Consider the following 6,685-nt stretch of genomic DNA (forward strand, 5'->3'; position numbering starts at 1 on the left):
GTGGCGGCGCCCTCGGAATCCGCGGTCACGGTCACCGACTCCGGACGGAGCATGGCAGTGCCCGACCCCGACGTGATCGAACCGTCCAGCGCGGGCAGTTCCGCGCCGAGCAGATGCGCGCGGCCGGACGAGACTTCAGCTGCCACTTGGTTGTTCAGGCCTACGAACTCCGCAACGAACGGCGACGCCGGGTTGGCGTAGACGTCGGCGGGCGCCGCGAGCTGCTCGAGGCGGCCCTGGCTCATCACGCCGACCCGGTCGGCGACGGCGAGCGCCTCCTCCTGATCGTGGGTGACGAACAGCGTCGTCGTGCCGACCTCCAGCTGGACACGGCGGATCTCGTCACGGAGCTGGGTACGCACCTTGGCGTCCAGCGCCGAGAGAGGCTCGTCGAGGAGCAGCACCCTCGGCTGGATGGCCAACGCACGGGCCAGCGCGACGCGCTGCTGCTGGCCACCCGACATCTCCGACGCGTACTTGTCGGCGTGCGCGGACAGCCCGACGAGGTCGAGCATGTCCGCGGCCCTGGTGCCACGCTCACCCTTGCCCCTGCCGCGCATCTTCAGTCCGAACTCGACGTTCTCCAGGGCCGTCAGATGCGGAAAGAGGCTGTACGCCTGGAAGACCATGCCCATGTCGCGCTTGTTGGCAGGCACCGAGGTGAGGTCTCGGCCGTCGACGGTGACCGAGCCCGAGGTCGCCTGATCGAGGCCGGCGAGGATCCGCAGCGCCGTGGTCTTGCCGCACCCCGACGGGCCGAGCAGCGCGACGAACTCGCCCGGCTCGATCTTCAGGTTCAGGCCGTCGAGCGCCTTGACCGTCCCGTAGGTACGGGTGAGGTCGGTCAGCTCGACGCTGACGCCCGAGCTCGGGTTGGGGGTGGCTGGACTCATTGCTCGTCTCCCGCTCGCTCCGGTCCTTACTGCTTCGCTGCCACTCATGCGTGCCGTCTCCGTCGGGTTACCAGTGAAAGTGCAAGCAGCAGAACGAATCCGAAGATCAGGGTAGCCAACGACGCGGCGACGGACGTGGGTCCGTCGGTCTTGCCGATGGCCACGATCTGGACGGGCAGCGTCTGGAAGCCGGACAACGAGGCGATCGTGTACTCGCCGAGCACGACCGCCACCGAGATGAACGCGGCCGACAGGATTCCCGACCAGATGTTGGGCACGATCACGCGTCCGATCGTCACCAGCCAGCTGGCGCCCAGTGAGCGCGCCGCTTCCGCGAGCGTCTCGAGGTCGATCGCCGACAGCGCCGCGTCGATGGCCCGGTACGCGAACGGCAGCACGATCACGACGTAGACGAAGGTCAACGTCAGAGCCGATTCGCCGAGCAGGTACGTCACCCACAGATAGACGTTCTTCAGGCCGACGACGACCACCAACGCGGGGATGGTCAGCGGTAGCAGACAGAGGAATTCGACCAGGCCCTTGGCCCACGGGGCGCGCAGCCGAACCCAGATCATCGTGGGCACCAACAGGATCAGCATGACCACCACGGTCAGCACCGCCAGCAGCAGCGAGGTGATGATCGATTGGTAGAGCGCCTCGTCGGTGACCAGTCCCGCCCACGCCTTCAGCGTGCGACCGCCCTGCAGCAGGTTGCGGGTGGAGAAGTCCGCCATCGCATAGAGCGGGAACAGGAAGAACGCGGCAAAGGCGACCCACAGTGCGGCCCTGGCGACTCGGGTGGTCATCGCAGCCACCCCGACGTGCGACGGATCAGTGCGCTGTAGGCGGCCATCACCAGCGCGACGACCACGATCATCTCCAGGGCCAGCGCGTAGGCGAAGCCCGCCTGGCCCAGCACCACTTCGCTGACCAATGCGGAGCGGATCAGCAGCGGGATGATGGGGCTGCCCTGACTCACCAGCGCCGCCGCGGTGGCGTAGGCGGCGAAGGCATTGGCGAACAACAGGAGTGCGGAGCCGAGGAATGCGGGCGTGAGGAGCGGGATGGCCACCGCCCGCCAGTACTGCCAGGTCGATGCGCCGAGGCTGACCGCCGCCTCGCGCCACTGCTCGCGCAGCCCCTCCAGCGCGGGCAGGAAGACGATGACCATCAGCGGAATCTGGAAGTAGGTGTACACCAGCACCAGTCCGGGCAGCCCGTACAACCAACCGGAGCCTGCGAGATTCCAGCCGAAGTACTCCTGCACCCACAACGTCAGCACGCCGTTGAGGCCGATCGTGGCGAGAAACGCGAAAGCCAGTGCGACACCACCGAACTGGGCTAGCACGCTGCACAGCGACAGCACGGTGCGTCGGATCATCGAGGTGGCGGGCCTCGACACGATCAGCCAGGCCAGGACCGCGCCGAGCAGCGCTCCGAGCAAAGCGGTGCTGGCCGAAAGGAACACGCTACGACCCAACGCGGCGAGTGCCGTCTCCGAGAACAGCGCCGCGACGCGGTCGAGGGAGAACCGTCCCTCGTCGATGACGGCGCTTGCGACGACCGTGATCGTCGGCACGATCAGGAAGATCGTCACGATCGCGAAGAAGGGCAGAAGCGGGAGGGACTCCCGGAGTCGACGCACGGCTCAGCCGATCGCCTTGGCCCAGTTGGCCTCCAGGTACTTGGTGGCTGCCGCGTTCTGGTCGACGGTGACGAACGTCGCCGCCCCATCGACCGGTGGCAGCACCGAGTAGGCCGCCTTGTCGATGGTCCCCTTGGCGACCATGGTGTCGGCACGGACTGGACGGGCGCCGCCCTTCAGGTAGAGGTTCTGCCCTTCGTCGCTGTAGAGGAACTCCTGCCACAGCCGAGCCGCGGCAGGATGCGGCGCGTCCTTGTTGATGGCCTGGAAGTAGTAGCCGGCCACGGCGGCGTTGGGCGGGATGACCACCTTCCACGACGGCAGCTTCTTGGTCTCGGCGACGTTGAGGTAGTCCCAGTCGATGACGACCGGCGTCTGGCCGGACTCGATGGTCGCGGGCGTGGGGTCGATCGGCAGGAAGTTGCCCGCCTCCTTGAGCTTCCGGAAGAACTCGACGCCGGGCGCGATGTCGTCGGGCGAGCCGCCCTGCGAGACCGCCACCATCATCACGCCGGAGAACGCCGCGCCGGCCTGGGTCGGATCGCCGTTGAGGGCGACCTTGCCCTGGAACTCGGGCTTGAGCAGGTCCTCGACGCCTGCGATCGCGGGCACCTTGCCCGCGTCGTATCCGATGGACATGTAGCCGCCGTAGTCGTTCACCCAGGCGCCGTCGGGATCCTTGAAGTCCTCGGAGATGTCGCCGAACGTCTCGACCTTGTACGGCGCGTACATCGCGGTGTTGGCCAGCGCCACCGACTGGCCGAGGTCGAAGACGTCGGGCGCGGTGGACTTGCCCTTCTGCTGGGTCGCGGCGTTGATCTCCTCCTGGCTGGCGGCGTCGGGCTGTGCCGAGTTGACCTTGATGCCGTACTTGTCGCCGAAGGCCGTGATGATGGCGCCGTAGTTGGCCCAGTCCGGCGGCAGCGCGATCACGTTGAGTTCGCCCTCGGCCTTGGCGGCCTCCACGAGCTTGTCGAGACCGCCGAAGTCCTGCGCCGAGGTCGCCTCACTCGCCTTCACGCCTGACTCCGTCGATGCGCCCTGGTCCTTGGACTCCGGAGGCGCGCAAGCGGTCAGACCCCCTGCGACGAGGAGCATGACACTGGCGATCGCGGTGAGCCGATTTTTCTGCATTGCCGAACCTTCTTATGGACGGGATGCGTGACGGTGACGCAGAAGTGTCTGCGACGGGTCGCGCCAGTGAACGAACCAACCTCGAGGCGGAACCTTACAACTCGCGCCAGGTTCACGCGGTATGCAAGGGAATCTTCGACTCGCCGGGCGAGTTGGGTGCCCGGATGCACGTTTGTGCTGGTAGCCGCCTAGCATCAGGGAGTGGCCGAGAAGGAATCCTCGGGTGAAGCCAAAGTCGATGCTCCCGTCGATGAACTAGTCGACGCGGATACCTCGGCAGTTGCGGCGCCCGGCGCGGACGACGAATCGGGCGCGGCCGACGACTTCGGCTACTTGTTGGACGCCCCCGAGCGCGCCTCTGGTGCTGGTGACACAGGGGACCTACCGCGAGACCACGAGACGGATTTCGTCGACGCGCCGGGCTGGGACGACCTCGGCGATCCGACGCATCCATTCGACGCGTTCAACGAGAACAACTGGACTTTCAGGCCCGCCCCGACGCCATGGCACCAGACCGGGCAGGCCAGGGTGGCCCTCACCGCCGTGTCGATCGCGGTGGTCGCGCTCGTCGTGTCGGTGATGCTGCTGCTGTTCCGCGGTTCGTCCGAGGACGCGGTGCCAACGGGCGATTCGTCGTCGACTCCGACGACGGCCACCACGAGCACGACGACGACGGTCGGCACCAGCGCCGTCGAGCCGCCACCACCACCTCCACCGCCGCCACCCCCGCCGCCCCCACCACCGACTGCATCGGAGGTGGACAGGGCGCCGGTCGTGGTGCGGCCGCGGCCCACCAAGAAGCCGGAGATCAACGTGACCAGGTCGCCGATGAGCGTGCGACCGCAAATGCCGGGCCGACAGTAGGACGGGTGACGGTGCTTGACTCGGACGTTCCGGAAGTCTTCGCGAACGCACCCGTCGCGGTGCTCTCGACGGTGTCCGCCGACGGCGTTCCGCACGTCGTACCCATCGTGTTCGCGCTCGCCGGTGGGGTGCTCTACACGGCCGTCGACGCCAAGCGAAAGTCGACTCACCGACTGCGGCGGTTGGCCAACATCGCGGCCAACCCGAGAGTCAGCCTGCTGGTGGACCACTACGACGCCGACTGGGCGCAGCTGTGGTGGGTCCGCGCCGATGGCACGGCGACCGTCCATCAGAGCGGCGAGGCGATGGCCATCGGTTATGCGGCGCTGCGGCGCAAGTATTCGCAGTATGAGCGCGTCGCGTTGGACGGGCCGGTCGTCACGGTGCACGTGACGCACTGGACGTCCTGGCACGCGTGAACGAAGGGGGGAACGCCTTGTCGCATCGCATCATTCAGTGGGGCACGGGCGCGGTGGGCAGGGAGGTCCTGGCAACCGTTCTCGATCCCCGAAGTGGGCTCGAATTGGTTGGTGTGAAGGTCTATTCCGACGACAAGGACGGGGTCGACGCGGGTACGCTGCTTGGCCGTGACCCCGTGGGCGTCACGGCGACGACCGACGTCGAACGGATCCTGGCGCTCGACGCGGATTGCGTCGTCTACACCCCCCGGCTGACGTCGGTCGGTGAGGTGTGCTCGATCCTGGCGAGCGGCAAGAACGTCGTCACCACGGCATTTTTGTTCCACCCCAACCGGATTCGGCTTCGCGATCGCGACCGTGTGCTCGCCGCCTGCCTCGCGGGCGGAACCAGCGTGCACGGGTGCGGGCTGAATCCTGGCAACCTGTCGGGCACCTTGCCGCTGGCGCTGTCGGGGATGAGCCGGACCATCGACAGGCTGACTCTGCAGGAGCGGGCCGACTGGTCGGTGTACGACAGCACCGCAATCACGTTCGACAACATGCGATTTGGCGCTCCGATCGACGAGATCAGTGCCACCGCAAACGACTTCCTGGCGTTCAATAGCGCGATCTTCACCGAGCAGGTGTGGCTACTGGCCGACGCACTGCACGCGGGGATCGACGAGGTGACCGCAACGGTCGACGCCGTGGCCGCCGAACGCGATCACGAGATCTTCGACCACGTGCTCCGCGCCGGAACCACTGCGGGACAACGGTGGAACTGGGTGGGACGGCGCGACGGTCGACCGCTGGTCGAGATCGAGGCGTTGTGGACGGTCGGCAACGAATATCCCACGCACTGGCCCAAGCCGCGGCACGGGTGGACGCTGACCATCGAGGGCGACCCGTCGATGCGCGCGCACTTCCTGTCGCTGGCGAGCTTCGAGCGTGACGCGTCGATGCTGGAGCACGTGAACTCCGCCAACGTCGCGACGGCAATGCAGATTCTGAACGCGGTGCCCGCGGTGTGCGCGGCGCCGCCCGGGTTTGCGACGACGGCGACCCTGCCGCAGGTGCACAGCATCATCGGCTTCGGCAACTAGGCGATTTGGGCGCGGAAACGTTCGTTGAGCGAACGCGACCGCGCCCAAATCACGGGTTTAGAGCAGGCCGAGGAGTTGGAGGTCGGTGATGTATTTGGTGATGATGGGTGTGGTGATGTGGGGGATGTCCTTGTCGGGGCCGATTTTGGCGTCTTGGACGGCGGTGCGGAACCGGTCGGTGGGGGCGATCGACCCGTTGACCGGGTGTTCGGGTGACTGGTAGTTGTGGAGCAGGGGCAGCAGGGAGGCGTTGCGCTGCTTGTCCGGCAAGCTGCGCAGTGTCGTCTCGAAGCGCTGTAGCCAGTCGCCGTAGTCGTCGATGCGGCGGATTGGGTATCCGGCTTCGATCAACCAGTCGACGAAGGTGTCCATGCCGATGCCGTCGTCGTAGGGGTTCATCACGTGGAACGTCTCGAACCCGCTCTCAACGTTGGCGCCGATCGTCGAGATCGCCTCGGCGATGAACTCGACGGGCAACCCGTCGTAGTGCGCCCGCTGGCGACCGCCGTCGGGGCCCAGCTGGTAGAACGATTGCGGCGCAACGCCGGTGGCTACCAGGCTCAGCATCATGCGGGTGAACATGTCGGGCAGGTTGAGTTGGCCGGCGTAGGTGGTGTCGGCCAGGATCATGTCGCAGCGGAACACCGA

General features: G+C 66.9%; 7 protein-coding genes and 1 pseudogene. 3 read left to right on the plus strand and 5 right to left on the minus strand.

Annotation, left to right across the window (positions count from 1 at the left end; translation table 11 throughout):
• From ABW137_RS35375 to ABW137_RS35390, 4 genes are all read right to left on the minus strand, one after another.
• The coding region (locus ABW137_RS35375; protein ID WP_526407546.1) for an ABC transporter ATP-binding protein at positions 1-893 on the minus strand (893 nt) is incomplete at its 3' end.
• Between the two features lie 44 nt (positions 894-937).
• Complete coding sequence (locus ABW137_RS35380; RefSeq protein WP_526407548.1) at positions 938-1,699, minus strand: ABC transporter permease; 762 nt, start codon at positions 1,697-1,699, stop codon at positions 938-940.
• Positions 1,696-2,538, minus strand: a complete 843-nt coding sequence (locus ABW137_RS35385) for an ABC transporter permease (protein WP_526407549.1) — start codon at positions 2,536-2,538, stop codon at positions 1,696-1,698. The genes ABW137_RS35380 and ABW137_RS35385 overlap by 4 nt, the downstream gene beginning before the upstream one ends.
• A gap of 3 nt (positions 2,539-2,541) precedes the next feature.
• Complete coding sequence (locus tag ABW137_RS35390; protein WP_526407551.1) at positions 2,542-3,672, minus strand: extracellular solute-binding protein; 1,131 nt, start codon at positions 3,670-3,672, stop codon at positions 2,542-2,544.
• A gap of 201 nt (positions 3,673-3,873) precedes the next feature.
• Here ABW137_RS35390 and ABW137_RS35395 point away from each other — a divergent pair, with 201 nt between their 5' ends.
• The 3 genes from ABW137_RS35395 to ABW137_RS35405 are packed head-to-tail and all read left to right on the plus strand — an operon-like array spanning position 3,874 to position 6,037.
• Positions 3,874-4,536 carry a hypothetical protein gene (locus tag ABW137_RS35395; RefSeq protein ID WP_526407553.1) on the plus strand — a complete coding sequence of 221 codons (663 nt, stop codon included), beginning with the start codon at positions 3,874-3,876 and terminating at the stop codon, positions 4,534-4,536.
• 5 nt (positions 4,537-4,541) lie between these two features.
• Positions 4,542-4,955: a TIGR03668 family PPOX class F420-dependent oxidoreductase gene (locus ABW137_RS35400; RefSeq protein ID WP_526407555.1), complete on the plus strand. Its 414-nt coding sequence runs from the start codon at positions 4,542-4,544 to the stop codon at positions 4,953-4,955.
• Positions 4,956-4,972: 17 nt separating this feature from the next.
• Positions 4,973-6,037, plus strand: coding sequence for an NAD(P)H-dependent amine dehydrogenase family protein (locus ABW137_RS35405; RefSeq protein ID WP_526407557.1), 1,065 nt, complete (start codon positions 4,973-4,975; stop codon positions 6,035-6,037).
• Between the two features lie 57 nt (positions 6,038-6,094).
• On the opposite strand, the pseudogene ABW137_RS35410 reads toward ABW137_RS35405, so the two are convergent.
• A pseudogene (locus tag ABW137_RS35410) lies at positions 6,095-6,685 on the minus strand (carboxylic acid reductase); the annotation flags it as partial.

Source organism: Mycobacterium sp., from assembly GCF_040509115.1.
Classification (GTDB): domain Bacteria; phylum Actinomycetota; class Actinomycetes; order Mycobacteriales; family Mycobacteriaceae; genus Mycobacterium.